We start from the raw sequence: 25,919 nt of genomic DNA on the forward strand, positions 1-25,919 counted from the left end.
AATATAATTGTAATATTATCAACACACAATTGTCATTTTTTGATGATATACTTCTAATTGTGGCAAATAAGCAAAAAGTATGAAAGATAAATAGATACATAGTAGCATGATTGATATGAAGATATACTAGTTATTTATTAATAGAGAGAACATGGAAAGTAGGGGAAAAGGATGTCGAAAAAGAAACTAATAATCGTGAATCTAGCAGTCATGATTGGTTTAGGGAGTTCATTTGCTATTCCTTCAGTTAAGGCAGAAACTATTCAGCAACAACGTACCGAAATTCAAAAAGAAATTAAGAACGCAGATCAAGAGCTAAAAGAAGTTCAGGAAGAGCTTGCTAAGCTTAATGAGCAAATTAAACGAGTTGACCAAGCGGTCGCTGAAAACAATAAAAAAATTAAACAAACGGAACAAGATATAAATTCAGCTAATGATGAAATTACAAAGATGGAAGATGAAATTTCTGTTTTAGAGAAGTCGATTAAAGAAAGAACAGAAATTTTAAAGCAACGTGCCGTCTCTTTTCAACATAGTGGTGGAAATATAGACTATTTTGATGTACTAGTCGGTTCATCTAGTTTTAGTGATTTTGTTAACCGTGCTATTGCAGTTGGGAAAATTGTTGAAGCAGATAAAAACTTACTAGAAGAGCATGAAGCTGATCAAAGTACCTTATCAGAGAAAAAAGCAACGAAAGTAAAGAAGCTTGCTGACTTAACTAATTTAAAAGAGGAACTAGTTGGGATGCAAGAACTTACGTTACAGCAAAAAGAAGAGAATGATCAGTTAAAAGAAGAATTGAAGAATGAAGAGACAGCAGTAGCTGCAGCAAAAAATAGCTTAAAGCAAAAAGATGCGAACTTAGCACTTCAAGAAGCAAGTACAGCTCAAGCTGTAAGTTCTTCTAATGAAGGAAGTTCAACACAAGTAGAATTAGCAAGTGGTAAAAAAGCAGATAGTAACAAAACGTCTACTGTTGCAAGCACTCCGGTTAACCCTAATGGTACTGTGAATGATTTGATTACAGCTGGATATAAATATATCGGTAACTCCGTTTATGTATTTGGTGGAGGTCGAAATTCATACGATGTTGCAAATGGACGATTTGACTGTTCAGGTTTTGTACATTGGGCATTCTCTACAGTTGGAGTAAGTGTAGGGGCTTCAACAGATTCATTAAAGTATGCAGGTAAACAGGTTCCAACAAATCAAATGCAACCTGGAGATCTTGTTTTCTTTAACACCTATAAAACAGACGGACATGTTGGTATTTATGTAGGTGGCGGCAAATTTATCGGTTCTCAAAGCTCAACGGGTGTTGCGATTGCTAATATGTCTAGTGGATATTGGGCAAACAAATTTAACGGTAGAGTTGTGAGAGTAAGTTTATAAGATATTCAAGGGCTAGCCTACGGGTTAGCTCTTTTTTATTATGAAGGGGTTATCTTCTAATCCTTCATAATTAACTACTACCCTTACAAAAAAAAATAAAACCTTAAAAGCTTCTTGCAAAATGAGTAGTTATCGTTTAAAATACAAATCGTAATAATTACGTTTTGTGAGAGGGATATAAATTGAAGGAATGGGTAATTATTGGAGGCGGAATTCAGGGATGTACGGCTGCTACATATTTAATTAAACATAATATTGTATCAATCCACGATTTAATGATAATTGACCCTCATGAAGAACCACTTATGGAGTGGAAGTGGAGAACAAAACAAATCGGTATGGAATTTTTACGCTCTCCATCAGTTCATCATATAGACGTTAATCCATACAGCCTACAAAAGTACGCTAAAAGCAAGAATCTTAGTGAAAGATTTTTTGGACCTTATAAAAGGCCAGGTTTACAACTTTTTAACGATCATAGTGAAGAGATTTTAAAAGAAGTAGAAATGAACAAAGCCTGGTTAAAGGGAACAGCCAAAAAGATTAAACGGATAAATGAGGGGTGGGAAATTCAATTATCATCAGAGAGAATCATTATATGTAAGCATCTTATTTTGGCTTTAAATATAGCCGAATGTACTGAAATTCCTAGCTCACTAAAAGAAAATAATCATTGCTACCATGTGTTTGATCCGAGACTAGATGTAACGACCATTCCACTTCCTGTTACGGTTGTTGGAGGAGGGATTACCGCGGCCCATCTAGTCATAAAACTTGCGTCTATGTATCCTGGAAAAGTTACCCTTCAAATGAGACATTCTTTTCGAGTAAAAGATTTTGATAGTGATCCAGGCTGGTTAGGACCAAAGCTTTTAACTGACTTTCATAAGTTAGATTCCGATCAAAGGCGAAGAGAGGTTATCCAACAAGCCAGAAATCGAGGTTCTGTTACAGGTGAGCTTTATAGAAAGGTAAAAAGGCTTATACAAGATCGTAAACTATCCCTTCAACTGATAGAAAATGATGAAAGGGAATCTATCGATAAAGAAGGAACCACCATTTTTGCTACCGGTTTTCAGTATCGATTGAAGCAGAAAGCTATTCTGTCTCATCTTATTCAAGCAGAAAATCTACCTTGCTCTGAATGTGGCTATCCGTTGGTATCAGAAGGCTTAGAGTGGGCGCCTTGCTTACATGTCATGGGAGCATTGGCGGAATTAGAGATTGGTCCTATTGCTAGGAATATATCTGGAGCTAGACATGCTGCGGAAAGAATCGTCAACGTACACAAACTAAATCGTAATCGTTACGAATATAAAGAGGGATAGTATGAATAGAAGAATACCAGTCACAGTACTAAGTGGCTATCTAGGCTCAGGTAAAACCACTTTGTTAACGCATCTTTTAACAAATCAAGATACTAAAAAAATAGCTGTTATCGTGAATGATATGGGCGAAATAAATGTTGATGCATCTCTCATAAAACAAGGTGCATTCTCTCAAACAGAAGAAAAACTTGTAGAGCTTCAAAATGGATGTATTTGTTGCACCCTTAGAGAAGATTTAATCGTTGAAGTGAAAAAGCTGGTAGATAAAGGGGATCTAGACTATATCATCATTGAATCTACCGGGATTTCAGAACCAATTCCTGTAGCGCAAACATTTATTTATGAGGATGAGGAGGTAGGAATTCATTTATCTGAGATATGTAAGCTTGACGCGATGGTAACAGTAGTTGACGCATACCGATTTTGGCATGATTTCGCATCAGGAGAAACATTGTTAGATCGAAAGCAAGCAACAAATGAAAATGATCATCGCGAGATTGTTGACTTATTAATTGATCAAATTGAATTTGCAGATATTATTGTCTTAAATAAGGTAGACCTTGTTGAGAAGGAAGATATTCAAGAATTAAGAGATGTTGTGAGTAAGCTTAATCCTGAAGCGAAAATTTTAGAAAGCTCGTTTGCGAGGATTGAGATAGATGAAATAATGGATACGAATTTATTTGATTTTGAAAAAGCTAGTCAGGCTGCAGGCTGGATAAAGGAGCTTATGCAAGAGCATATTCCTGAAACAGAAGAATATGGTGTTACTTCATTTGTCTATAAGAGACAACGACCTTTCCATCCAGAGAGATTTATGACATGGCTTGAAAATTGGCCTGTGGATGTAGTGAGGGCAAAAGGCTTCTTTTGGCTAGCATCAAGAAATGAAACAACAGGTTTACTTTCACAAGCAGGTCCTTCTATCACCATTCAAGGAGCTGGAGAGTGGGTGGCAACGTATTCAATTGAGGAGCAGAAAGAAATTGTGCAGCAAGAACCTGATCTACGGAAGAAGTGGAATGAAGTTTATGGTGATCGAATGACAGAGCTTGTCATGATAGGTATTGATATGAAGCAGAAGGAACTAGTTGATTCATTAGATACTTGCTTATTAACCGAAGAGGAAATGAAACAGGATTGGACGCTATTCCATGATCGATTACCTGCCTTTAGTTAGGCTACTATATAAAAAAATAACCAGATAGGAGATATAAATAATGAGAGTAAAAATAACGTTAGCTTGCACGGAAACAGGAGATCGTAATTATATCACAACAAAAAATAAACGTAACAACCCAGATCGAATTGAATTAATGAAATATTGTCCACGTTTAAAGAAGAAAACCTTGCACAGAGAAACAAAATAAAATATTTTGGAGCTATGGTAGACACATTTTCTTCCATAGCTTTTTTTATTGTTTAGGAAACGATACCATGCATCGCTTGTGGATAAGTGCTTCGACATCCAGCTTCAGCGTCTAGCCCCTCGAGTTCATAAGCAAGAACACCTTCTCTTTTTTAACCGTCTTACTGCCCGGTACTGAGCAAGACGTCCTGAGCTTATGAGGGGTAAGCTAGGAACACCTAGAAAGAATGTGAAGCTTGGGCGTCCTATAAAGAAGTACCAATGGTACATCCGTTTTGAAAATGCGACAATGATTGACATCCTCTATGAGCTAAACTATCATTAAGGAGATAAAATAGGATAAGAAAAAAATAGGTTGATAGTTAGTCATTTTCTATCATGAAAAGGGAAGACCGGTGAGAGCCCGGCGCGGTCCCGCCACTGTAAATGGGAGCATTTCACAAAACCACTGTTCGTAATGAATGGGAAGGGTGTGAAATGTGTTGATCATGAGCCAGGAGACCTGCCTGTTTTTTATTACACCAAATAACTACGCGGATAGGATGGTGTTAAGAGGGAACGGTTCATGAGTATGCCTGCCTTTCTTACAACACAATTCTCCTTCGTAGGGGTTTTTTTTATACCTGAAAAGAGAAAAGGAGAGAGATTGCGGTGTTAAAACAATTGAAATTATCGGTATTATCTTTTTTACTTGTTTTTTCTGTACTAGCTGGAACGCTTCACCCAACTGCAAGTGCGCAAGAAGCGAATGTAAAAAAAGAAACAATAACGATTGTTGGTGAAGAAGATGTTCTTCTTGAGAAACAGAGCTTTGAAAAGATGGAAGGTAAAACAGCCTATGATGTGCTTGTTAATGCTATTGGTAAAGAGAATGTAGAAACAGAATCTACTTCAGCTGGTGAGATGATCGTAGGGATTAATGGAGTTAAGCCTAGCGATGATGAGTCATTCTATTGGGCATTTTATGTGAATGGAATCTCTTCTCCAGTTGGAGCACAATCTTATACATTACAAGATGGTGACTCTATAAGCTTTCAGTATATAGATTATATGGAACCATCTGAAAATGTCGTAAATCTTAAAGTAATGAATGGTGATGAAGAAACAGAATATTATCCATCATCTTTTTTTGATGAGCCAACTGCTTTTGACTTAGTAAAATTATTAGTAGGAGCAGAGAATCTTGAGGTAACTTATTACGGGAATGATGTTTTCGTCAATGCTATTAACGGTGTTGCAATGGAAGGTAACAGCTACTGGGCATTTTATATTAATGACGAAGCGGCTGAAGTAGGTCTAAATGGATATAAGCTACAAAACGGTGATAAGATCACAGTAAAGTATGAAACATGGGAAGCAGAAATACCAGAAGAATCAACAGAATTGGAAGAAAATCAAAGCACTCCCAAAATCGATAAAAATACATTTGACAGGGCGTTAACGTTAGCTAACAAATACATCCTCTCAAATGACGTTGCAGAGTGGCAAGCTGTTGCTTTAAAGCAAGCAGGAGAAACGTTGCCATATTCCTACTACAAAGGGCTTAGAGCACAAGTAAGTGATGCAGAAGGTGTATTTTCAAACATAACAGATTATGAGAAACTAACTCTAGGAATTTTAGCTGCTGGGAAGGACCCTAGAGACTTTGAAGGCTATAATTTAATAGAGTCAATATATAACGGTAATGTAACAAAGCAAGGCTTAAATGGTGTTGCGTATGCATTGATTGCACTAGATAGTGCGGATTTTGATGTGCCTAGCTCAGCAAAGTGGACACGTGAAAATTTAATAGATGAATTATTAGAAAAACAAAATGATGATGACGGTGGCTGGTCATGGATGTCAAAATCCTCTCCTAGTGATGCGGATTCTACGGGAATGGTTTTAACAGCATTAGCTCCTTATAATGATCAGGAAGAAGTAGCAAAGGCAATAACTGCAGGAGTAAGGTATTTAACTGAGCAATATCAAAGCTCAAAGATAAATAATAGCTCTACTGCAGCAACTGTGATTATTGCTTTGTCTGCATTAGGAATCGATTCTGCTTCTATTGATTTTACAAAGGATGAAATGAATATTGTTGATTACCTACTTACCTTCCAAAATAAAGATGGCGGCTTCGACTGGCAAGGTGGAGAAACGAGTGATGTGTTTTCTTCTTACATTGGCTATCAAGGTATTGTCGCATATCAACTATTTTTAGATGGAAAAGGATCTTTATTTAAGCTCCCACTTCCTTCACAAAAGGTAGAAGCTGGAACCTTTACAGTTACAGGTGTATCTCAATTATTTAAAGGTGAAAACAATGTCTATGTTGTATCAGAAGAAGCGAACACATTTGTATTAAGTAAAGAGGTGCTTGAATCACTTCCAAATGAATCACAACTTGTCCTTTCAAATGGTAATGTTCGAGCATCAGTACCTGTTGCTCTGCTTCAAGCTCATGTAAGCTCCGATATTACCTTCTCCTTTGGTGAGGTTTCTAGCTCGTTAAAAGACAAGCTTGCTGCAAAGAGTGACCTAATAGACTTTACAATGACATCAAATGGTCAAGAGATAAATGATTTTGGCAACTATCTCGTTACTTTATCCTTCGATTTAGGAAGCTATAATGGTAATTGGGACTCTCTTCAAATCTACCATGTAGATGAAAATGGTCAAAAGCTTCAAGAAATGCCGACTACGGTAAATAAAGATACAAAAGAGGTTTCTGCAGCTGTTGGGCATTTTAGTATTTACGGTGTTTTTGAAAAAGTAATTGACGAAGTAAAGGTGCCCAATCAGGAGGAAGATCTAGTCGTCAATCCTGTAGAGAATGAATCTGAGCCTACAAATGAGGAACAAGCAAGTGATACTGTTCAATCAGACACATTAACAGGACACTCACTACCTAACACGGCGACTTCATTATTCAATCTTTTAGCAGTCGGTGGGATCTTAATCTTAATCGGTGCTAGCAGTATTCTACTAATGAAAAGGCGTCATACATCATAAAAGTAACGAAATGAGGGTGACCCATTAATGTGATTTTTAACTAGTATCGCATGGGGGTTACCCTCGTTTTCCTGTATAAGAGGTATCGTAGTAACATATAACGGGAGGTACATGTCATGATAAATAAATTTAAATGGTTCCTTCCTTTTTTACTGGTCTTTTTCTTTATCGTGGGCTGTGAAAAGGATACAGTCACTCCCATTGAAAGTGATTCAAAAGGTAAAGAATCTGAAATTGCAGAAGTAGTAGAAAAAGATGTAGAGGACAGTAATGAGAAGGTAACAGAGGATTTACCGGTCGCAAGTGATCAGCAAGAAAAGAAAGGTGAAGAAGAAGCAACAAAGACAGAAGATAAACAAGAAGATAAACAAGAAGATAAACAAGAAGATATAGCAAGTAGTGAAGAACAAGCAACTAATCTTACAGAGAAGGCTTCTGAACAAAAGAAAGAAACAACTCAACCGACTACTTCTACAGAAGGTAAATCAACGACTAGTCAATCATCGTCTACTATAAAAGAAAAAACAAGCTCACAAACCAATCAGACAGTCAAAGAACAAAAGGTAACAGAAAACACAGTATCAGAAAAAGAAACGACGGTGGTTGAAGAAAAGCAAGCACCGACTCCAACTCCTCCACCTAAAAAAGAAGAACCGAAAAAAACGGTTACGATTTCAATTGTTGGTGATGAAAAGAAAGGGACAATCCTTTCAAAGACGACAGTTGAAATGAATGAAGGGGAGACAATATTAGATATCACAAGAAAGATCCTAAAGTCAAAGGGAAAGGCTATAAGTGTAACGGGAAGTGGTTCTACAGCTTATGTAAGAGGAATTGATGGATTGTTCGAATTTGATAGAGGACCTTTAAGTGGTTGGACGGTGAAAAACAACGGTTCTACTATTCAACGTAGTGCAGGTGCTATCGAATTAAAGGCTGGAGATCAAGTTCAGTGGATTTATACGACTGATTATGAAGAGGATGGAGCGTAATGAGAGGAGTTCATTCCTTACATCCTTTTGTTCAACTATTATTTTATGTAGGAGCGACGGCACTGGTCATGCTTTATAAGCATCCGGTGTTTTTGCTTGTTGGAGCTATCCTGCTTATCCTGTTTAATCTTCAGTTAGATAAAGGGAGAACGTTAAAGAGTTGGTTTATGATGCTATTATTCATTTCATTTTTTTTCCTTCTAATCAATCCTCTTGTTAACCATCGGGGAACGCATATCCTTTTTTATCTTAACGACAATCCAGTCATGTTAGAAGCTGTTTTACAAGGAGTTATTGCAGGGCTGACGTTATTTACCCTGTTTATTTTGTTCGCATCCTATCAGCTTGTTGTGACAGCGGATCGGTTTTTGTTTCTTTTTGCTAAATGGTTACCTCAATGGGCGCTCTTAACGATGCTTTCAATGAGATTTGTTCCATTGCTTAGACGTAGATTAACTGAGATTGAAACCGTTCAAAAAGCTAAGGGATCATCTGTGACAGAAGGAAGAAAAAAAGATCGCATAAAGCATGGGGTCACCATTGTTCAAGTCCTGTTAACATGGTCTCTTGAAGAAGCGGTACAAACAGCGGATTCCATGGCTGCTAGAGGATATGGCTTGAAAAATAGAAGTAAATATACCCCATTTAAACTAAAGAACTACGATATAATAGCCATTATTTATCTAGTATCATTGGCTTCAATCGGCGTTTTAGGATGGTGGCTTGGGGATGGTGTACTCATGATTGAGCCTGTCCTTGAGACAATGAAACTTCAAGGCCGTGAATGGTTTTATCTAGGTGCTTTTAGTCTGTATATTGGAACTCCAATTATTATACAGGGAAGGGAGGTCATATTATGGCATTTTTGGACGCGAAAAATGTAAGTTTTGCCTATCCAGATGAAACGGAAAAGGTCTTGCATAATCTATCATTTACAGTCGAACGTGGGGAATTTATCGTCCTATGTGGTCCTTCAGGTAGCGGGAAATCTACTTTACTGCGTTTATTAAAGAAGGAAATTTCTCCTCATGGCGTGAAAGAAGGTGAAATACGTTTAGACAATCACCTTATATCTCATTCTCATTCATCAGAACAGCTTATAAGAGATATAGGCATGGTGTTTCAAGATCCAGAAAACCAAATCGTTATGGAGCATGTACTTGATGAGCTTGTATTTGGCTTAGAAAATATGGGAGCTACTACAGAAGAAATGAGAAAAAAAGTAGCGGAAATTGTCCACTTTTTTGGAATTGAGAGCTTATTACATCGGAAAACCCATGAGCTTTCTGGAGGACAAAAACAACTTGTGAATTTAGCCTCGGTTTTGTTGTTAGAGCCAAAGCTGCTGTTATTAGATGAACCTACAGCACAACTGGACCCAATTGCAGCTCGTGAGTTTATTGCCATGCTGCAAACAATGAATGAGGAGTTTGGCATGACGATTATTATTGCCGAACACAGACTTGAAGAGCTTTTTGGTCTAGCAGATAAAGCCTTATTCCTAGAGAAGGGTGAACTTGTGATTTACGATACACCTCGTAATGTGATAGGACACATAGGTGGTAAAGAAGAGACTGAAATGGTTCATTATTTGCCGAGCTCGGCACGGCTTTTTTTAGAACAGGATAGACGAAAGAGGAATGAACAGATTCCTTTATCTGTGAAGGAAGGTAAGCAATGGCTGAATGGGTTGGAAATTGCAGAGAAGCAACAAGAAAATGAACAGCAAGCTAGTACCTATTCAAAACCTTTCATGTCCTTAACGTCTGTCGATTTTCAGTACTCGAAAAGTACACCGAAAATTTTACAAGATCTTTCCTTATCTATTTTTGAAGGGGAATGGCTGTCCGTTGTAGGAGCAAATGGTACAGGAAAATCAACCCTATTAAAAGTGATGGCAGGTCTGTTGAAACCCCAAAGAGGTTCGATTCTCTTTGATGGGAAGAAGCTAAAAAAACAACAACCAAAACAAATTGGGTACCTGCCTCAAAATCCTAAGTTATTCTTTGTTCATGAAACAATTGAAGAAGAGCTTAAAAGTAGTTTGGCGAATCATAACATAGTAGATCCTAAAAAATGGTTAGAATTAATTGAGATTTTTCAATTAGAACAGCTTCTAAACCGTCATCCTTATGATGTGAGTGGGGGAGAAATACAAAAGGCAGCTTTAGCAGGAGTGATGCTTGCAAACCCAAAGCTTTTATTGATTGATGAGCCTACAAAAGGTCTTGATCCGGCGATGAAGCGTCAGTTCGGTAAGTTGTTAAAACACCTTCAACATCAAGGGGTTACAATAGTAATGGTTACGCATGATATCGAATTTGCCGCTTTGTTTTCTACACGTTGTGCGATGATGTTTCAAGGTGAGATTACGATGGAGGCTCCTTCCAAGACCTTTTTTAGTGGAAATGCATTTTACACGACTGTTTGCAATCGTATCACACGAGGAAGTCATGCTCCAGAGATCGTAACAGTCGAGGAGGCGAGGGGAAAATGGGACGTTCTGGGATAATTCTTTTCATCCTTTTTCTTTGTACAACATTCCTAGTGATCGCTTTACCATTTTTTCTAGGAGGTTACTATTTACTATCGAGTTTTCTTTTTCTCCTGTTAACCTTTGTCCCATTTATGATCCGATTTGAAAGAAGGAAGGTAGCAGGAAGAGAGCTTGTTTTACTTGCTGTGATGGCTGCAATTGCTGCAGTTAGCCGCATTCCTTTTGCATCCATCCCAAATGTTCAACCGACGACATTTGTCATTATTGTAGCAGCGCTAGCCTTTGGTGCAGAAAGTGGATTTGTTATTGGAGCTCTAGCTGCACTAGTCTCGAATTTATTTTTAGGTCAAGGGCCGTGGACACCATGGCAAATGTATGCCTGGGGAACGATAGGTTTGACGGCAGGGTTATTGCGGAATACATCTTTTATGAAAAGTATGAGTGGAAAAGTTGTCTTCGGATTTCTATCAGGGATCCTATTTGGCTGGGTGATGAACCTATGGCAAATAATAAGTTTAGGAGATAGCATCACTTTCGAGCAGGTGGTCGCTTATTATGGTTTAAGTTTCTATTTTGACTTGGCTCATGCTTTTGCTAATATTTTTTTTCTCCTTGTCTTTGCTAAAAGTTGGCTAAAAATATTGGAGCGTTTTCGAAAAAAATATGGACTGCTAGAAATGGAATCGTGATTTTTACATGAGATGTCGTGACGGAGAGTCTGGGACATATGTGTTTTAGTTAATGAGAAACCCGAACGATCAGGTGATTTTCTAATGAAAATCTCCCCTATCGTTCGGGTTTTATTCTTTGTCACTACATGTATTGTTTATGAATATGATTGTTACTCGCTAGTGAAATGGAGCGGAAAGACACTTGACTCCGGCGGGAGAATAGAGGAAAGGGTGAGATCCCACAGGAGTAGCCGAGGAGGTTAAAGCTCCCTCCCTAGTAAAAGCAGTTCATTTTTCCCCGCGGAAAGCAAGTGGATGCAGCGGAATGGAACGTACTTATTCTTCCACCATAAGTAGGGATAGGAGAAAGAACAGTTTGTTTTTAACCAACTTAACATGGGGTAGAACAAAGTGGTTGAGTTGTTATTAGAGTGGAAGGATCTTCTGCGTGAGAAGCATGTCAAATTCAAATGGAGGCTCCCCGAAAGCAAATGACTGTAACGGAAATGAACGACCACGTTTAGCAGAGCCAAAGAAAAATATACCAATGATTCAACCTATTTTCAGAAAATGATGCATGTTAATAAAAATGACTAGTTACCTTTTTCTTCAATTCATGTTATACTTGTTTATGTAACATATGTTCATTTGATTGTGAACATAATTTCAGTTAAGGGGGATCGATTATGAAAATTGGTGTAGTTCACTTTGGTTGTGCATTAGAAGGTACAACTCAAATTGTTCGAGGTCTTATACACGCGTTATCCCCTAATGATGATGTGACGTTAGTCGGGATTGAATGGGATGATAACTCTCAAGGTATTCGACTAAAACAGATCTCTCATCTAGATTTGCATCCATTAATAGGTACGAAGGATCTTGTCCGTGCATTTCCTCTGAAAATCTGGGAGGAATATGAAAGTTCAATTGCAAATGAATTACTTGGTGTAGATAAGGTTATTTTATTAGGGGTTAGTCCTCTATCTGATCACTCACATACATCACGTTTTTTACATGTGCCGATTAGTATTCAAAACGATGTGAAAGAGTCACAGTATACCCTTGGATTCGACACTGCTTTAAATGCGATTGTTAAAAACGTTGAACTAGTAAGGGATACAGCGAGCTCACTTTCTTATGGCAAGGTAAGAGTTTTTAACGTGCAAATACCTGGTACCTTCCCCTCACGTTTGTTACTTCATGCGGCTGGTGCTGTGGAGGCAGAGGTCATATGGGATCAAACAAATGAGGTCATCGAAAAGCTAAAGCGTCATATTGAAGAGAAACAGGATAAACAAGAAGGGTATACCTTCTTTATGATGAATGAAAGTATTGATTTAGGGGCATTAGAACCACATTTCAAAGACTATGATGTCGATTGGAAAATCGTCGTGATTGATGAATCCCAATGTGGAGGTCCGTTTCCTACAGCGCTGGATCGTTTGATTGCCAACAAATTAAAGAAAGCCGTCATTGAGTGGATTCAACATGACCAACCAAGCGGGCAACTAGTATTTGATGGCGAGAAGGTTTTGTTTGTCACTAGCATGTTGTAAATGCTTTAAAGATACTAAGAAATCATGAAACGAAAGATATGGAGGAATAAGAATGACTGAATTAACTAGAACAGACAAATTGTCAATTGAAACAATTCGTACATTATCGATTGATGCAATTGAAAAAGCAAATTCTGGACACCCTGGAATGCCAATGGGTGCAGCACCAATGGCTTACACACTTTGGACAAAATATATGAATGTAAACCCATCAAACCCAAGCTGGTTTAACCGTGACCGCTTTGTTTTATCTGCAGGACATGGTTCTATGCTTTTATATAGCTTGCTGCATTTAACAGGCTATGATGTTTCAATGGATGATTTAAAATCTTTCAGACAATGGGGGAGTAAGACTCCAGGTCACCCTGAATTTGGTCATACTCCGGGTGTAGATGCAACGACAGGTCCACTAGGACAAGGGATTGCAATGGCAGTAGGTATGGCTATGGCAGAGCGTCATTTAGCTGAAACCTATAATAAACCTTCATATAATGTTGTCGATCACTATACATATTCAATCTGTGGTGATGGGGATTTAATGGAGGGGATTTCTTCTGAAGCTGCATCATTAGCAGGCCATTTAAAGCTTGGTCGTTTAATCGTGCTTTATGATTCAAATGATATTTCTTTAGATGGTGATTTAGATCGTTCATTCTCAGAAAATGTGGAACAACGATTTACTGCACAAGGCTGGCAAGTTATTCGTGTAGAAGATGGTAACGATCTGAACGAAATTTCAAATGCGATTGAACAAGCGCGTCAAGAACTTGATCGTCCAACACTTATTGAAGTGAAAACGACAATCGGTTTTGGCTCACCAAATAAATCAGGTAAATCAGCTTCACACGGATCTCCACTAGGAGCTGATGAAATTAAGTTAACAAAAGCAGCTTATGACTGGACGTTTGAAAAAGATTTCCATGTACCTTCAGAAGTGTATGATCATTTTAACCAAACAGTTAAAGAAGCTGGAGCTAACAAGGAAACAGAATGGAACGAGTTAGTTGCTGCTTATGAAAAAGAATTCCCTGAATTAGGGAAACAATTTAAGCATGCTGTAACAGGTGAATTACCTGAAGGCTGGGATAAGGATATCCCGGTATATGAAGAAGGATCAAGTCTAGCTTCACGTGCTTCTTCAGGTGAAGTGTTAAATGGTATTGCGAAAAATCTACCGTCATTCTTTGGTGGATCTGCTGACCTGGCTGGATCAAATAAAACAACGATTTCTGGAGCAGAGGATTATACAAGCGCAAATTACGCAGGTCGTAATATCTGGTTTGGTGTTCGTGAATTTGCGATGGGGGCAGCTCTTAATGGGATGGCTCTTCATGGAGGGCTACATGCGTTTGCTGGGACATTCTTTGTTTTCTCAGACTATCTTCGCCCAGCTATTCGATTAGCAGCATTAATGAACTTACCTGTTACGTATGTATTTACTCATGATAGTATTGCAGTTGGAGAAGATGGACCGACTCATGAACCAGTGGAACAGCTTGCTTCTTTACGTGCAATGCCGAACCTATCCGTTATGCGTCCAGCTGATGGAAACGAAACAGCAGCAGCTTGGAAGTTAGCGATTGAATCAACATCTAAGCCGACAGCATTAGTGTTAACTCGTCAAAACTTAAAAACAATGAAGAATACAAAAGTGCATGCATATGAAGGCGTGAAAAAAGGAGCTTATGTTGTTTCTCCAGCTTCGAAAGAAACGGCGGATGTCTTACTTCTTGCTTCAGGCTCTGAGGTAAATCTTGCTGTTGACGCTCAAGCAGTTCTGAAAGAAGAAGGCATTGATGCTGCAGTTGTGAGCATGCCAGCTTGGGATCGTTTCGAGCAACAATCGGCTGACTATAAAAACTCTGTTCTTCCAAAAGCAGTGAAAAAACGTTTAGCGATTGAAATGGCTTCTCCACTTGGTTGGGACCGTTATACAGGTGATGAGGGTGACATTTTAGCTATTAACACATTTGGTGCATCTGCTCCTGAAAAACGCGTATTACAAGAATACGGATTTACAGTTGAGAATGTAGTAGCTCGTGTGAAACAATTAATGGAAGCATAAAATAGAGGAAGGAGGCTGGGACAGAAGTGCCTGGCACCTTATCGTAACGACTATATGTACGCACTGATTTATCTAGTGCACACAATAGATTGTATCGGAGGGTGCCTGGCTCTTTGTTTTGTCCCAGCCTCTTTCTTATATCACATTTTGACATAAGTCTTTTGAAGTGAGAGATTCGCTTTTTGCATTTCAGAGGTATAATTAGAAAAAACAGCTAAAAGCAAGGTGCTATCAAATGGGAAATGAGAAGCTAAACAAGATCATTGAAGCGGCAAGGCTATATTATCAATTAGATTATAGCCAGCAAGAAATTGCCAAAAAGTTAAATGTATCTAGACCAACAGTATCAAGGCTACTAAAGCAAGCGAAAGAAACAGGGATTGTTGAAATTAAAATTAATAATCCTGTTGAAGTAGGGGTACAGCTTTCGGATCTATTAAAGAAAAAGTTTCACTTAAAAGAAGTAATCGTTGCCTCTGTTTCAGAATATGATCATACGCTCATTAAAAGACATTTAGGGGAAGTGGCTGTACATCCACTCCATCGTGCAGGATCATGATAGGATTGCAACCTCGTGGGGCACAACAGTATATGAAATTGCGAAAAATCTTAAGCCAAAGCCTTTAAGTCAAACGACAATTGTGCAGTTGAATGGAGGAGTTAGTCACTCCGAAACGAAAACATATGCTTCCGAAATTATTCACTTATTTGGAGAGGCATTCCATACACAAACCTTTATGCTTCCTTTACCTGCAATTGTTGATCACATCGTTGTAAAACAGGCGATTGAAGCAGATCGGCATATTCATAAAATATTAGACTTGGGTAAACAAGCAAATATCGCAATCTTTAGTGTTGGTACACCTGTTGTCGATTCTGTTCTATTGCAAGCGGAGTATTTATCTGAGGGAGATCAACAATTAATACAGTCGAAAGCAGCTGGAGAAATTTGTTCAAGGTTTTTTGATAAGCATGGAGAAATATGTATAGAAAGCTTAAACAATCGTACAATCGGTATCCAACTTGATGATCTAGCTAGAAAGGACAAATCAATTCTAGTTGCTGGTGGACCAAAGAAGTTTGAAGCGATATACGGTGCGTTAAAAGGAAGGTATGCGAATGTTCTTATAACAGATCAGCATACAGCAAGATTACTTGCAGATATGGAAGATTAAATTGAATTGGAGGAGATTCGATGCGTTTAACAGGTAAAAAGGTAGTAAGCTTTGTCCATGAGGATTTCGAGGATTTAGAACTATGGTATCCTATTCATCGTTTGCGTGAAGAAGGTGCAATAGTCGATCTTGCTGGGGAAGAAGCAAACTTTACGTATAAAGGAAAATACGGTGTACCGGCCACTTCAGATTATACGTTCAGTGAGATTAATCCAGATGAATATGATGCCGTTCTTGTACCAGGTGGATGGGCGCCAGATAAGCTAAGACGTTTCCAAGAAGTAATTGATATTGTTATTCATATGGAGGAAAACAAGAAGCCCATTGGACAGATCTGTCATGCGGGCTGGGTTCTTATTTCAGCAAAGATCTTAGAAGGGAAAAATGTCACAAGTACGCCAGGAATTAAGGATGATATGGAAAATGCAGGCTCTATTTGGCACGATGAAGCAGTTGTTGTTGATGGCCATTTAGTATCAAGCAGACGTCCACCAGATTTACCGGACTATATGAGAGAATTTATTGCTGTCCTTGAACAGAAATAAGAGAAGATGAGGTGATTTAATTTGAAGGTTGTTTATAAGGTAAATGATTCAATCGAAGCTTCAGAGCTTTCGGATGTATTTAAGAAAGCAGGACTAAAACGACCTGTTCATGATTTACCAAGACTTGAAAAAATGATCCAACAAGCAGATCTTCTTCTTACTGCACGAGTTGAAGGACAAGTTATTGGGGTAGCCCGGGCTATTACAGATTTTCATTATTGTTGCTACCTATCTGATTTAGCCGTTAATAAAGATTACCAGTCTATGGGAGTAGGTAAAGAGCTTGTCCGTATTTTGCAAAAAGAAATCGGAGATGACGTTAGTTTACTGCTCCTTTCTTCACAGGAAGCTATGACGTATTATCCAAAGATTGGTTTCTCTAAAGTAGATAATGGCTTTGTTATTCCTAGGAAAAATAGTTTTTAATAAGAAGGCTGTGTTCATGTTTACAATTGATTTTTGCTCTTTGTTGATTGGAGTAAAAAAGCGAATATCTGTAATGGAAATCAACAACCACGTTTAACAGAGACAATAAGAAAGTACTTACTATTTTTTCTAGCGACATAGGAGGGACAAATGTTCCTCCTATGGTGGTTAACAGTATTTAAGAAAGAACAACTATGTTTCTAGGTGCATTTGACTTGACTTCTTGTTCTTTTTGAAAAAATATAATGTATCTATTACGAAAAAATATTGTATAGTATAGATAGAGGTTATTATGGAAGGAAATTGAAAGAGGAGTAAAGACTATGGCCATCTTTATTAAAGATCTATTACTTCATTATGCAATTGTGTTGTTTCTCCCTTTTATTTATCATTTTGTATCAATTCAAAGAATTCGTGTTTCTCCTAAACTAGTATTTTATACATCGATACTTCTCGTATTATTCGTTACGATTGTATTTCCTATTACCTTCACCCCACTTTATTCTTTTGATCTTAAATTCATCCCGTTTTTTATTAGCTTCTTCTATGGAGGTCCCATATTTAGCTTCATCATTGTTTTGCTCATACCCTGTTTAGATTATTTCATCGGTGAAGAAGTCTTTATAGTCAATTTTATCAACTATGCAATTATCTATCTTGTTTTTTATTTATTGAGATATACATACAAAAATGGATCCATTGTACGAAAAATAATGTTTGCTCTCTTTATTCAATTGCTCATTACGTTTTCAAGAATTGTCATGCTTATTAAAGACAATAATACGAATGAATACAGCCACATTCTGCTATTTAGTCTTTTTTCATTCTTAGCGTTGGCGCTCGTTATCTATATTATCGAAATGACAAATTTTCATTCCAGAACGTTAAAAGAACTCGAAAAGGCAGAAAAACTTCATACAATAAGTCAACTTTCAGCATCGGTTGCCCATGAAATTCGAAATCCAATGACTACGATCAATGGATTTATGCAATTAATTAGAGGTGAAACAAATTTAACGCAAGATCAGAGTTTATTCATTGATATAAGTATAAAAGAACTAGAGCGGACACAATCCATTATTTCGAACTTTCTATCATTGTCTAAGCCATCAGCATCTGATAAAGCTATTCAAATAGTGCCCTTAACTGAGTTAATAAATGAAACCGTAGAGTTCATGAATCCCTTTGCCTTAATTCGAGGAATCAAGTTAAATTCCTCTGTTCAAGAGGGTGTGAAAGTAAAGGCACACGATGAAGATCTAAGGCAGGTTCTAATAAATATAATTAAAAATGGGATTGAATCCATTAAAGAAAATGGTCAGGTTGTTGTGATTTTACTAGAAAATGAGAAAGAGATTGTGATTGAAATTATAGATAATGGGATTGGGATGAATAAAAAGCAGGTGAAAAAGCTTGGACAACCCTATTATACAACCAAGAACGCAGGAACGGGTTTGGGTTTAATGATTTCCTATAATATGATCAAGCTCATAGACGGGAAAATTGACGTTCAAAGTGAAGTGGGGAAAGGAACAACGTTTATTATTAAATTACCGAAAATAGAGTAGAGCTAAGACAGATGCCGCGAGCATTTGTCTTTTTTTTTGGACCCTCGTTCAAATGATTTTTCTTGGAAAAAATACCAAATACGTCTTAAGTCTTATAAAGATTTACACCTGAGGTCATTTATCGTTCATCTGAAAAGTTATTAGAATGATGATTGTAGGAAATTACCCGTGCACGGTAATAAATGATGTGAAATAGAAAGGAGTAAAAGGATGTCTTGGTTAACAAAATGGTCTTTTAAGAACAAAGCTGCAATTATTCTAATGTCACTTATCATTCTAGTAATGGGGGTAGTAAGTTATTTCCGGTTACCGATGGAATTTCTCCCATCAGCGGATCAGCCATATTTATCGATTGTCACTATAGGAGAAGGTATGGACGCGAAGTCGATGGAGGAGCAGGTAACAACACCAATAGAAAATGCAGTAGATCGTGTAAATGGAAGGACCGATATGTTTTCCACTACGGGTGATGGATACTCGTCTATCCAACTATATGTTGAGTCTAGTATCGATAAGAAAGAAGCAAAGAGAGAAATTGAAGAAGCGCTAGCAAACGTTCCACTACCTCAAACGGTGATGAAGCCCAATATTGTTCATCTGAATACGTCTATGATCCCTGTTTCTTATATGGGCATTACGTTTGATGAGGGCATAAACCCGACGACAATCCAATTTGCAAAAGAGGAAGTTGTCCCTGCCTTTAAAGAGATTGATGGAGTAGCAGATATTCAAACAAGTGGTGTCATTCCAACCTATGTATCTATTTCATTAGACGATAAAAAGATGGCAGAAAAGAACATATCATTAGAAAGTATTTTACCCATTTTACAAGGGCAACCCATCTCGACAGCTGTCGGGGAAAAAAATATTGATGGTAAAACGTCAAATATAAAAGTTGTAGGTGATATTGATTCACTTGAAAAATTAAAAGAGACGCAAATTGCTCCAAAGACTGCTTTAGAAGATGTCGCAACCATTCAAACAGAAAAACAAGAAAATAATATAACGAAATTAAATGGAAAAGATGCCCTCCTACTCGTAGTCACGAAGGATGGAAGTTCAAATGCTGTAACCATTAGTAAAGAAGTAGAGCGAGTGGCAAAAGAAATAAATGATCAATACCAACACCTAGAAGCGACTGTCATGTTAGCGTCAGCAGATATGGTCGAATCCTCTGTTCATAGTATGATAAAAGAAGTATTACTCGGTGCGTTGTTTGCGACAATTGTGATTATGTTATTTTTAAGAAATGTAAAATCCACACTCATTACAATCGTTTCCATCCCATTATCACTTGGGCTTACTTTATTTTTATTAGCACAGTCTGGGGTTACGTTAAATGTGTTAACACTTGGTGGAGTAGCGGTTGCGGTTGGACGATTAGTAGATGATAGTATCGTTGTAATCGAGAATATTTTTAGAAGAGCACAATCTGAAAGGTTCACCGTTCCTATGGTGGTTGATGCAACAAAAGAAGTAGGATCTGCTATCACATCTTCTACCTTAACAACCGTTGCTGTTTTCTTACCAATGGGATTACTTGAAGGGAGCTTACAAGACTTTTTATTGCCTTTCGCCTTGACGATTACGTATTCGCTTTTGGCGTCTCTTGTTGTCGCGGTCACTGTTGTACCAATAATGAGTGCAGGTTTACTAAAGAACTCGACAATGAAAGAGCATAAACCATCACTTAGATTTAGAAGATTTCTAACATGGTCATTAAATCATAAATGGGTGATCATGTTAACGTCAATTGTTCTATTTGCTGCTTCCATTGGGGCATATATCGTTTTACCAAAAGGGTCTGTGAATAAACCGAAAGCTGATTATGTTTATGTTACATTAACATATCCTAATGAAACACCAATAGAAAAAGTGAAGAAAGAAGCTCTTAAGCTAGAGGGATATATTCTTCAGCAAGAAGAAGTGAAAAGTGTGTATACTCAGTTGGGAAACTCAGAGGACGATGCTAAATTCGGTTCAGTAAGCAGTCCAACTGAGACAATGTATATGGCCATTTTAGAAGAAGAAGCTAATGTAGGCCCTTTTATAAAAAAAGTAAATGATCAAAAAAATGAATTTACTGGTGCTATCCTCGAGGCATCTGAAGCAACCATGATGGGAGGGGGGCAAACCTCTATTACCATTGATATCATTGGAAATGAGGTTGAGAGCCTAGTAGATCTTTCAGAAGATATTACAAGTGAAATAGACGAGATGGCAGGGGTGGAAAAAGTCTCAACGAATCAAGAAGAAACGAAAACTGTCTATTCCTTTGTCGTAGATCCAAGTCTTGCTAAAGCAGATCAGATTGCTCAACAGGCATCTGTCATGTTAAATCAAACACCCCTTGGAACAATCGAGTTAAATGAACAACCAACAATGGTGATGGTTGAACCAATTTATAACCCAGAAACAAAACAAGAGCTTGCGGATGTTCCGATTATGACAGCAGAGGGAATGGCAACCATTTCGGATGTTGCTGAATTAAAGAAAGTAAAGGAGCCTACAAGTGCTTTTCATAAGGATGGAGACCAATATATAAGAATTACTGCAAATGTCGATCCTGATAAGTTATCAACCATCGCAACAGAAATCAATTCAACCATTTATGGTGACAAGAATACTAAGGGCATGGAGATACCTGATAGCATAGACGTCGTCATTGGTGGGGCGAGTGCAGATCAACAAAGTGATTTTAATGATCTCTTTATGACGATGTTAGCATCCATTGGGATTGTTTTTCTTATCATGGTGATAACGTTTAAAACAATTCGTGCACCTATTGCGATATTATTCTCTTTACCACTTGCTACAATTGGAGCTATTTTAGGAATAATCATTAGTGGAATTTCAGTGGATGTAACAGCTTTACTCGGGGCATTAATGCTCATTGGTATTGTTGTGACAAATGCTATCGTCTTTTTAGATAGGGTTAAACAAAATGAAAAGACAATGAGTATTCGAGATTCCCTTATTGAAGCTGCTACAATCAGAATGCGTCCAATTATTATGACTGCTGTAGCAACCATTTCAGCTATGCTCCCTCTTCTATTTAAAGAAGCAGAAACAGGTAACTTAGTATCAGCTAGCTTAGCCGTCGTTGTCATTGGAGGGTTAAGCGTAGCAACTTTATTAACATTAGTTGTTATTCCTGTTGTGTATGAGTTGTTACACTTTAGGACCGTGAAAAAGCAAATGATCAATCAACTAAAGGGTCAAGAGGATGTAACCTTTTAATCAGATTTAAATGGTAGAAATCACTTTATAAAAACGATAAAAAAGAAGCGGCTGAGGGATGAGTACTTAGTCAATGGTAGACTCGAATTATTAGGTGATATTTAATGAATATCTTCCCTAATAGTTCGGGTCTTTATTTTTTTAACCTTAGATTCTTTATTTGTGCATCCCGGTGCGGAAGGTCTTCACTCCTGTGGGGGTAGAGGAAAGCCTAATAAGACTTGTAAAGAGAACCTGGATGTAGAGTACTAGTTTGTCCTTAGATTCTGTTTTGTAGGATAAGTGAGCTAGGAATTTATGACTAATAATCCGTTAGTTTTTTTACAAATGTAAAGCAAATTTAGTCGATTTATAGTATAATTGTAAACGGATACAAAAGACACTTTACATTTTCTTTACATTAAATTGATCTTTTTATCTCTAATGTTGAATAACTGAAATGATTATTTAAGGTGTTGGAGAATGTCTAGGTCTATATACCTGAAAGAAGAAGAGTTTGATTGAGAAGAATATATTTTTACAAATAGTACAGAAAATCCCGTTTGTTTAAAGACTACTAGATAATAAGGGGTGAAAAAGAGTGAGGAAACAAAAAGGATTAGAGAGAAATCGATTAAAGGCACCAAAGGAAAAAATGAAAAAAGAAGCTAGAACGAATTTTTTGAACATGCCTTCAAGCATTAAGGGAATGACGTTAAAGTCTAGAATTATCATGTTTTCGCTATTATTTACCATTATTCCAAGTATTATTATAGGTAATGTTGTGTACTTCGTTTCGAAGAATACCATTGAAGAAAAAGTATCTGCTATGAATGAAGAAATCGGTGAACAGGTGACAAAGAATGTTAATCACAAATTGAATGAAATTGATAATTTAACACTTGTTCCTTTTTCAAATATGGATTTAATAGAATCCTTAAAAACAGATGAAGGGTTAACCCAATACGAAGCTTTTTCGAAGCAACGAACTGCTGCTGAATATTTTTCAAGTATTTCTTTCACAAATGAACATGCAAAATCCATGTTCTTTATCAATAAGGAAAAGGATATTTATGGAGAAACTAATTATATCAATTCCTTAAAGATTGAAACGTTCATTACCGATGTTCTCGAGCAAGATGGTGAAGGTGTTTCAAGATCGAATACGTGGATTACAGGCTACGAAGGTAACTATGATTTAATGTATATTTATCGTGATGTGGAGAGAATTGGTTCGCTACTATTAGTAGCAAGTACAGAAGTGTTTAGTGAAGTTTTTAAAGATAGTGCAGATGAAAAAGGACGGGAGATCTCCATTATAGGTGGAGATGGAACGATTATTTCGAGTAATAATGAGAAGTTGATGGGAACGACATACGAGCCTTTAAAGGATTCAAACGATAACCTCGTCTCGTCAAATGAAAGCGAAAATGGGTGGCAGGTCGTTGTTTCGACTTCAAAATCCTACTTATTTAAAGAGATTGAAAATGTAATATATCTAGTATTTATAATTATAGTTGTTTTTGTATTGGTAGGACTCATTGCGAGTATTTTATTAGCAAACAGCCTCACAAGACCAATTGTGAATATAGTATCCATTATGAAAAAAGCAGAAAAAGGTGACTTAACACATCGAGCTGATTACTTATATAAGAATGAAATAGGTCAGCTTGGTCAAAGCTTTAATACCATGATTGATAACATAAAAGTTATGATTGAAGAAAATAAAAAAGTTTCTGCATATGCCGTAAATCGCGCTCATGACCTAGAGAGAATTTCTGCTGAATCTGCTTCAGCATCTGAACAGATTGCTTCAGCGATAGAGGAAGTAGCAAAAGGGGCAGTTAGTCAAGTCGATTATTCTGAGAGAACAAACCGCGAAATGAAAGAGCTATCAAGTGAAATCAACGAAGTTTCTAATAATATGACAAGAGTCTCAGAAATTACGGAAACAACTAAAACACTTAGTAGTAATTCTATCAAAACGATTAATGAGCTTACCGAGAAGAATAAAGAAATGGGTACGAATATAGGACAAGTAGATGTCACGATGGATGGACTGAATAAAGAAATAGCGCAAATTAAGGATATTGTTGAAATGATTAAAAATGTGAGTGAAGAAACAAATTTACTTTCCTTAAACGCGAGTATTGAGGCAGCTAGAGCAGGAGCTGCAGGAAGAGGATTTGCAGTTGTAGCAGAGGAGATACGTAAGCTAGCTGATCAAACAAAATCATCCTCTATGAGAATTGAAACCGTAATTGCGAGTATTCTCAATCAAACGAAGAAATCAGTAGAGCTTGTGAAAATGACAATCACGCTTTTTAAAGAGCAAACAACGTCTATTACAAATACAAAGGATGCGTTTGAGAACATTTTAGAAGGAACAAATGCTATTATTGATGAAATTAATTATGTAGAGGCTTCAATTAGTAAGATTAATGTAAACAAAGAAAAAGTAGAAACGGCTATAAATGAAATGGTAGAGGTAGCTGAAGATTCCTCTGCCACTACAGAAGAAGTGACAGCGACAACCGAGGAACAATCAGCAGCTGCTGATGAACTTGGTCATCTTGCTTCAAGCTTATCAACGACTGTATTAGAATTAGAGAAGACGATTAATAAGTTTAAAGTGTAATATCCTAGTCAAGTGCCTAGATCATTTTCTAGATGATTTACATAATGTAGGTGTAGATGATCTGGGAGGTGTTACTATGAGTGAAAAGGGTGGATATGCAGGAGGATTTGCTTTACTTGTTGTCCTATTTATCTTATTAATTATTGTAGGTGCTGGTGGATACACTGGTGGCTATGGTGCAGGAAGACCAGGTTATGGATACGGATATTACTAGAATATGGCATTGGTAATGTCTCATCGTAATTTTTATCCCTTTATTGGTGATAGTGAGAAGGTTTAAGATTCCTGCGGGAAGCGAGAATGCCTGTAATGTGAATCAAGAACTGCGGATAAAACGAGCCAAAAATAAGGTTTGCAAGGAGGGTGACTCAAAAGGTTGTTAAATAACGACCTTTTGAGCACCCTTTCTTTCTGAAGTAATCGGTGTTTCTTTAAGCTTTCTTCTAGCCCCGCGGAAGGGGGCGGACTTTTCCTCTTCTTCAAGGATTTGCTCAATTTGTAAAGCCAATTGACGATATTGGTCATCTAAACTTTTTTCGTATTTTTCTGTCGCTTTTCTCCAAACAAATGTATATTGATTTGCATGATTTTTTTGTTGTTTAATTATTCTTTAAAAAAGACTGTTTTCGTAGGGGTTTTGCTTCTATGAATACAATTTTAGATCGATAGTGGAATGGAGCGTAAGACACTTGACTCCTGCGGGAAGTGAGGAAAGCAAGTGACTGGAGCGCAATGGAACGTCCCGGTTTTTACGTTAACTGAATTAAAAAGATAAAAGTATGAAAAGAGGCTAACCCAAGGTCTAAAATCTAGACTTTTGGGTCAGCCTCCTTTTGTAATGATCTTACTACCGCTTTATCACGTACTAAAACACGAGAAAGGAAGAGAAAAAGATGATCATCAATCCCATTCGATTTTCTAAACATAACCAAAGCTATGTTATACGCTCTGCAACAATAAGTGATGCAAAAAGCCTTTCGGAAGTAAGATTACAAATTGACGGAGAAACAGAATATTTTGACCGTGTACAAGGTGAGCACTACATAGATGAATATGAATATAAAGAAATCATTGAAAGAGATAGAAAGAGCGATAAAAATCTTTTATTAGTAGCTGAAGTAAACAATGAAATTGTCGGATTTCTTCGTTGTATAGGAAATGACTTGAAAAGAACCTCTCATAAAGTTGAATTTGGATTAGGAGTAGTAAAGGAACATTGGGGCATTGGAATTGGTAAAAATCTTCTCCAACAATTCATAAAATGGGCTGATTGTAATGGAATTAGAAAGATAACACTACAGGTTTTAGAAACAAATAAAAAGGCAAGGACGTTGTATGAAAAAGAAGGTTTTATAGTAGAAGGAATTTTACGCGATGATAAGCTCCTATCAGGTAACTATTATCAAACAATAATAATGGGAAGAATTCGCCCGTGATCAATATATGGAGAAGCTAGGAAAAAAGCAGACACCTTTCGGTAC

General features: G+C 37.2%; 17 protein-coding genes, 3 pseudogenes and 1 riboswitch. All 20 genes and pseudogenes read left to right on the forward strand.

Features of this window, described 5'->3' with window-relative positions:
- The first annotated feature begins 171 nt into the window (after positions 1–171).
- A complete protein-coding gene (locus A9C19_RS02570; RefSeq protein WP_072578510.1) occupies positions 172–1,395 on the forward strand; it encodes a coiled-coil domain-containing protein in 1,224 nt (407 codons plus the stop codon).
- A gap of 182 nt (positions 1,396–1,577) precedes the next feature.
- The gene (locus A9C19_RS02575) at positions 1,578–2,723 is read left to right on the forward strand and encodes an FAD/NAD(P)-binding protein (protein ID WP_072578511.1); all 1,146 of its coding nucleotides are present in this window, start codon (positions 1,578–1,580) and stop codon (positions 2,721–2,723) included.
- Between the two features lies 1 nt (position 2,724).
- The gene (locus A9C19_RS02580; protein ID WP_072578512.1) at positions 2,725–3,903 is read left to right on the forward strand and encodes a GTP-binding protein; all 1,179 of its coding nucleotides are present in this window, start codon (positions 2,725–2,727) and stop codon (positions 3,901–3,903) included.
- 40 nt (positions 3,904–3,943) lie between these two features.
- Positions 3,944–4,093: a 50S ribosomal protein L33 gene (gene rpmG, locus A9C19_RS02585; RefSeq protein WP_072578513.1), complete on the forward strand. Its 150-nt coding sequence runs from the start codon at positions 3,944–3,946 to the stop codon at positions 4,091–4,093.
- Positions 4,094–4,427: 334 nt separating this feature from the next.
- Positions 4,428–4,616: riboswitch (cobalamin riboswitch) on the forward strand.
- Between the two features lie 127 nt (positions 4,617–4,743).
- Positions 4,744–7,086: a DUF4430 domain-containing protein gene (locus tag A9C19_RS02590; protein ID WP_072578514.1), complete on the forward strand. Its 2,343-nt coding sequence runs from the start codon at positions 4,744–4,746 to the stop codon at positions 7,084–7,086.
- Positions 7,087–7,202: 116 nt separating this feature from the next.
- Positions 7,203–8,078 (forward strand): DUF4430 domain-containing protein, encoded by an 876-nt coding sequence (locus A9C19_RS02595; protein WP_072578515.1) that lies wholly within the window; start codon positions 7,203–7,205, stop codon positions 8,076–8,078.
- Entirely contained in the window at positions 8,078–8,962 is an 885-nt protein-coding gene (locus A9C19_RS02600) for an energy-coupling factor transporter transmembrane component T (RefSeq protein WP_072578516.1), read from the forward strand. The genes A9C19_RS02595 and A9C19_RS02600 overlap by 1 nt, the downstream gene beginning before the upstream one ends.
- Entirely contained in the window at positions 8,935–10,590 is a 1,656-nt protein-coding gene (locus A9C19_RS02605; RefSeq protein ID WP_072578517.1) for an ABC transporter ATP-binding protein, read from the forward strand. Before A9C19_RS02600 ends, A9C19_RS02605 begins: the two co-directional genes overlap by 28 nt.
- Entirely contained in the window at positions 10,572–11,264 is a 693-nt protein-coding gene (locus tag A9C19_RS02610) for an ECF transporter S component (RefSeq protein WP_072578518.1), read from the forward strand. The genes A9C19_RS02605 and A9C19_RS02610 overlap by 19 nt, the downstream gene beginning before the upstream one ends.
- A 668-nt stretch (positions 11,265–11,932) precedes the next feature.
- On the forward strand, positions 11,933–12,802 hold the full coding sequence (locus A9C19_RS02615; protein ID WP_072578519.1) for a 6-phosphofructokinase: 870 nt from the start codon (positions 11,933–11,935) through the stop codon (positions 12,800–12,802).
- A 52-nt stretch (positions 12,803–12,854) separates the two neighbouring features.
- Entirely contained in the window at positions 12,855–14,867 is a 2,013-nt protein-coding gene (gene tkt / locus A9C19_RS02620) for a transketolase (protein WP_072578520.1), read from the forward strand.
- Between the two features lie 235 nt (positions 14,868–15,102).
- Positions 15,103–16,042: pseudogene (locus A9C19_RS02625) on the forward strand (sugar-binding transcriptional regulator).
- Between the two features lie 20 nt (positions 16,043–16,062).
- Complete coding sequence (locus A9C19_RS02630; RefSeq protein WP_072578521.1) at positions 16,063–16,587, forward strand: type 1 glutamine amidotransferase domain-containing protein; 525 nt, start codon at positions 16,063–16,065, stop codon at positions 16,585–16,587.
- Between the two features lie 21 nt (positions 16,588–16,608).
- The gene (locus A9C19_RS02635; RefSeq protein WP_072578522.1) at positions 16,609–17,013 is read left to right on the forward strand and encodes a GNAT family N-acetyltransferase; all 405 of its coding nucleotides are present in this window, start codon (positions 16,609–16,611) and stop codon (positions 17,011–17,013) included.
- 323 nt (positions 17,014–17,336) lie between these two features.
- On the forward strand, positions 17,337–18,581 hold the full coding sequence (locus tag A9C19_RS02640; protein ID WP_083584258.1) for an ATP-binding protein: 1,245 nt from the start codon (positions 17,337–17,339) through the stop codon (positions 18,579–18,581).
- Positions 18,582–18,791: 210 nt separating this feature from the next.
- Positions 18,792–21,821 (forward strand): efflux RND transporter permease subunit, encoded by a 3,030-nt coding sequence (locus A9C19_RS02645; protein ID WP_072578523.1) that lies wholly within the window; start codon positions 18,792–18,794, stop codon positions 21,819–21,821.
- 1,342 nt (positions 21,822–23,163) lie between these two features.
- Positions 23,164–23,493: pseudogene (locus A9C19_RS22660) on the forward strand (sensor histidine kinase); the annotation flags it as partial.
- A gap of 18 nt (positions 23,494–23,511) precedes the next feature.
- Positions 23,512–24,438 carry a methyl-accepting chemotaxis protein gene (locus A9C19_RS22665; protein WP_420835815.1) on the forward strand — a complete coding sequence of 309 codons (927 nt, stop codon included), beginning with the start codon at positions 23,512–23,514 and terminating at the stop codon, positions 24,436–24,438.
- Positions 24,439–24,514: 76 nt separating this feature from the next.
- Positions 24,515–24,592: pseudogene (locus A9C19_RS22190) on the forward strand (YjcZ family sporulation protein); the annotation flags it as partial.
- A gap of 739 nt (positions 24,593–25,331) precedes the next feature.
- A complete protein-coding gene (locus A9C19_RS02660) occupies positions 25,332–25,874 on the forward strand; it encodes a GNAT family N-acetyltransferase (RefSeq protein ID WP_072578526.1) in 543 nt (180 codons plus the stop codon).
- Positions 25,875–25,919 lie beyond the last annotated feature (45 nt).

This window comes from Bacillus weihaiensis (genome assembly GCF_001889165.1).
GTDB classification, from domain to species: Bacteria; Bacillota; Bacilli; order Bacillales; family Bacillaceae; genus Metabacillus; species Metabacillus weihaiensis.